The sequence below is a fragment of the Sphingomonas sp. CCH9-E2 genome, from assembly GCF_001557215.1.
Classification (GTDB): domain Bacteria; phylum Pseudomonadota; class Alphaproteobacteria; order Sphingomonadales; family Sphingomonadaceae; genus Sphingomonas.
Genome location: NZ_LSJM01000099.1, coordinates 1 through 2523 on the forward strand (window position 1 = coordinate 1; position 2523 = coordinate 2523).

2 protein-coding genes and 2 pseudogenes are annotated in these 2523 nt (G+C 67.7%); 3 read left to right on the forward strand and 1 reads right to left on the reverse strand.

What is annotated here, in order from left to right; all coding sequences use genetic code 11:
• Positions 1–271 (forward strand): annotated as a pseudogene (locus AX681_RS22360) (squalene/phytoene synthase family protein); the annotation flags it as partial.
• A gap of 57 nt (positions 272–328) precedes the next feature.
• Positions 329–811: an EF-hand domain-containing protein gene (locus tag AX681_RS05215; RefSeq protein WP_066663039.1), complete on the forward strand. Its 483-nt coding sequence runs from the start codon at positions 329–331 to the stop codon at positions 809–811.
• A gap of 1 nt (position 812) precedes the next feature.
• On the opposite strand, the gene trmFO is transcribed toward AX681_RS05215, so the two are convergent.
• Positions 813–2165 carry a methylenetetrahydrofolate--tRNA-(uracil(54)-C(5))-methyltransferase (FADH(2)-oxidizing) TrmFO gene (gene trmFO / locus AX681_RS05220; protein ID WP_066663042.1) on the reverse strand — a complete coding sequence of 451 codons (1353 nt, stop codon included), beginning with the start codon at positions 2163–2165 and terminating at the stop codon, positions 813–815.
• A gap of 140 nt (positions 2166–2305) precedes the next feature.
• On the opposite strand from trmFO, the pseudogene AX681_RS05225 reads away from it, so the two are divergent.
• A pseudogene (locus AX681_RS05225) lies at positions 2306–2523 on the forward strand (lysoplasmalogenase); the annotation flags it as partial.

A 2523-nucleotide genomic window follows, 5' to 3' on the forward strand; every position in this document is an offset into this window, starting at 1 on the left:
GGGGGCTGCCGCTTCCGATCCGCTGGAACAGGCCGGGGAGGGCTGGGCGCTGGCCGATCTGGCGGGGAAATTGAGCGATCCCGCCGAGGCGGCAGCGGCGCGGCGGATGGCTGAGGCTGCGCTGGCCGAGGCCGGTTCGGCGCGGTGGAGCGGGAAGGGACGGGCGCTGGGGGCGATGGCGCTGCTGGCACGGATGGATCTGGCCGGGGTGCCGGTGGGATCGCCGAAACGGACGTTGCGGGCCTTGTGGCATCGGATGACCGGGCGCTGAGCGCTTGCTGCCGCTGCTGGAGGCGTTAGCCTGGCGCTGCGACGGGGGAGAGTCGGGATGTGGCGATATCTTGCAGGCGGGGTTGCGGCGTTGCTGTTGGCGGGGGCCGGGGTGTTCCTGTTCCAGAGTCGGGCGACTCCTGAACCCTTGCCAACGCCGCCGCCGGCTAGGGCTGCCCAGGCCGGGGCGGAACCGGCGGCTGAGACGGCGGAAGTGCCGCAGGCCCCGGACCGGACCCGGGAAGAAAAACGCTTCGATCGCAACGACAAGGACAAGAACGGGCTGGTCTCGCTCGCCGAACTGCAGCAGCCGCGGCGCAAGGCCTTTGCCAAGCTGGACAGCAATGGCGACGGCAAATTGTCGTTCGAGGAATGGGCGGTGCGCACCTCGACCCGCTTTGCCGCCGCCGACAAGGACAAGTCGGGGACGCTGACCCGCGCCGAATTCGCGACCACCGCGCCGAAGCGCAAGCCCAAGACAGCGCCGCGCTGCGACTGCCGGGCGGAGGTCGCCAAGGCGCTCGCCGAGGCAGAGGAGTAAGCTAGGCCGCCTTGAGCCACTGTGCGAACGCCGCGCGGGCGCGGGCGGTGTAGAGCAATTTGCGGTCGGCCTTTTTGGTCCGCCCCTCGATCGGTGGCATCAGGCCGAAATTGACGTTCATCGGCTGATAGGTTTCGACTTCCGCGCCGCCGGTAATGTGGCCGAGCAGCGCGCCGAGCGCGGTCTCGACCGGGGGCGGGGTGAGGTCGCGGCCGAGGATCTCGGCCGCGGCAAAGCGGCCCGCCAGCAGGCCGATGGCACTGCTTTCGACATAGCCCTCGCACCCCGTCACCTGGCCGGCGAAGCGGATATGCGGGCGGCTCTTCAGGCGTAGTGTCGGATCGAGCAGCTCGGGCGAGCGGATGAAGGTGTTGCGGTGCAGGCCGCCCAATCGGGCGAATTCGGCATTTTCGAGGCCGGGGATGGTGCGGAACAGGCGGACCTGTTCGGCATATTTGAGCTTGGTCTGGAAGCCGACCATGTTCCACAACGTGCCGGTGGCATTGTCCTGACGCAGCTGGACCACGGCATAGGGCCAGCGGCCATTGGGGAATTCGTCGCACGCGGTGCGCGGATCGTCGAGACCGACGCCCTTCATCGGCCCGTAGCGCAGCGTGTCGACCCCGCGCTCGGCCATCACCTCGATCGGCATGCAGCCTTCGAAATAGGGGACGTTTTCCCAGTCCTTGAACTCGCTCTTCTCGCCGTCGAGCAGGCCCTGATGAAAGGCGAGATACTGCTCCTTCGTCATCGGGCAGTTGATATAATCCTTGCCATTCCCGCCGGGGCCGACCTTGTCCCAGCGCGACTGGAACCATGCCTTGTCCATGTCGATGCTCTCGAAATGGACGATCGGGGCGATGGCGTCGAAAAAGGCGAGAGCGTCGCTGCCGGTCGCGGCACCGATGCTGTCGGCCAGGCCGGGGGCGGTGAGCGGCCCGGTGGCGACGATGGTCAGCCCCTCGGACGGAAGCTGGTCGATGCGTTCGCGCACGATCGTGATGTTGGGATGCGCTTCGAGCGCGGCGGTGACGCCGTCGGAGAACAGGTCGCGGTCCACCGCGAGCGCGGAGCCGGCCGGCACCTTGTGCGCATCGCCCTGTGCCATGATCAGCGAGCCGAGGTCGCGCATTTCCTGATGCAGCAGGCCGACCGCGTTCCGCTCGGCATCGTCCGAGCGGAAGCTGTTCGAGCAGACGAGTTCGGCAAGGCCGGTGGTCTGGTGCGCGGGGGTCATGTCGCCTGACCCACGCATTTCGGACAGCTTTACCCGGACGCCGGCGTTGGCGAGCTGCCACGCCGCTTCGGACCCGGCGAGGCCACCGCCGATGATATGGACTTGATGGCTATTCATGAGGATCGAGCCTGACACCCTTTGGTGGGGAAACTGACAAAAAATGCGGGTTGTCATGCGCGTGCTTGACACGTGTCCGGCGGTGCCGGACCCCTGCCAAGCCCTTACGCCAAGGGGAGGCTTGTAGGAAAGGGGATGCGATGGGGTGGCTGTTCGGGGCGGCGGTGATCGCGGGGGCGAGTTACTGCCTGCATGCGTGGGGGCTGGTCGATCCGGGCGTGTGGGGTCCGGCGTGGAAGACCAGTGGGGTGGCATTGCTGGCGATCTGGGCAACGACGCGGGCGCGGAGTGCGGACGGGTGGTTGCTGACCGGTGCGCTGGCGCTGGGCGCGCTGGGCGATCTGTTGCTGGAGACGCA

What these genes read in the sequence shown, in the direction of transcription:
- AX681_RS05215 (WP_066663039.1), top strand. Translation starts at nt 329, where the DNA reads ATGTGGCGATATCTTGCAGGCGGGGTTGCGGCGTTGCTGTTGGCGGGG.
- trmFO (WP_066663042.1), bottom strand. Translation starts at nt 2,165, where the DNA reads ATGAATAGCCATCAAGTCCATATCATCGGCGGTGGCCTCGCCGGGTCC.